1 protein-coding gene is annotated in these 786 nt (G+C 39.2%); it reads left to right on the forward strand.

The annotated features are described in order from the left end of the window. Nucleotides 1-58: 58 nt before the first annotated feature. Nucleotides 59-604, forward strand: a complete 546-nt coding sequence (locus DS2_RS19380) for a hypothetical protein (protein ID WP_035016739.1) — start codon at nt 59-61, stop codon at nt 602-604. Nucleotides 605-786 lie beyond the last annotated feature (182 nt).

Genomic DNA, 786 nt, shown 5'->3' on the forward strand with positions numbered 1-786 from the left:
CCGATTTTCCGCCGCTTCGCGGCTCCAAACCGGCGCGTGAGCCGGGCGTTATGTTTTTATGATTTACATTCTGCTCTTATTAATCATTTTAATTTGGATTTCCTGTTCAATTGGCTTTTTTAAAAAGCTGCTGATGGTTTTTACGAAAACCGAAAAAGATCCTCTATTTACCAAGCTTTTTTCAGGTGATTTAGATGAGCATCGTAATGCTTTAAATGAAATTATTGAATTGAGAGATGTTGGTAGGCTCAAATCTCTTTCTAAACACTTGAAGCCAATATCTGAGGCATCAGCGCTTATTCTCGATTCTCGAATTGGTCATTCTGATTATTTTTATGATGGAAGGCGATATCCTCATTTTGCAATACTAAAATTAGACTTTGTTAAATCTACAGAACAGTGTCTTTGTAATTTATATACAATGGCTTCCCTGTATACTCCCTTGAAAGAAGAAAGGTTAGGGCATATAAAGGTCGTGGAGAAAACAAAGCTCGAAAACGGCTGGCCAGATTATGAACTTTGTATTTGTTGTTATTGTCAGCAAAATTATAAGGCTTACTACCGAGAACATCATGGACCTTGGTACAAGTGGGAAAAAATATAGCAATGCAATAAGTGGCGTTGGTGCGACAAGCAAAGCTTGGCGCATCTTACAAGGTGAAAGTCCTTGTCTGGAAAGGTCTAGCCAACCACCAGTATCGAGTCTTGCGTGTTGTGCGGAGATTATGGACTATCGAAGATTCTCCAGTGGTGAAACCATAAATAATCGAACAAACAGTGCGAAGC

The sequence above is a fragment of the Catenovulum agarivorans DS-2 genome (assembly GCF_000568405.1).
In the GTDB taxonomy this organism is placed as follows: Bacteria; Pseudomonadota; Gammaproteobacteria; order Enterobacterales; family Alteromonadaceae; genus Catenovulum; species Catenovulum agarivorans_A.

Bases quoted from the DNA above. Each gene is read 5' to 3' on its own strand.
- DS2_RS19380 (WP_035016739.1), top strand. From the start codon at position 59: ATGATTTACATTCTGCTCTTATTAATCATTTTAATTTGGATTTCCTGT.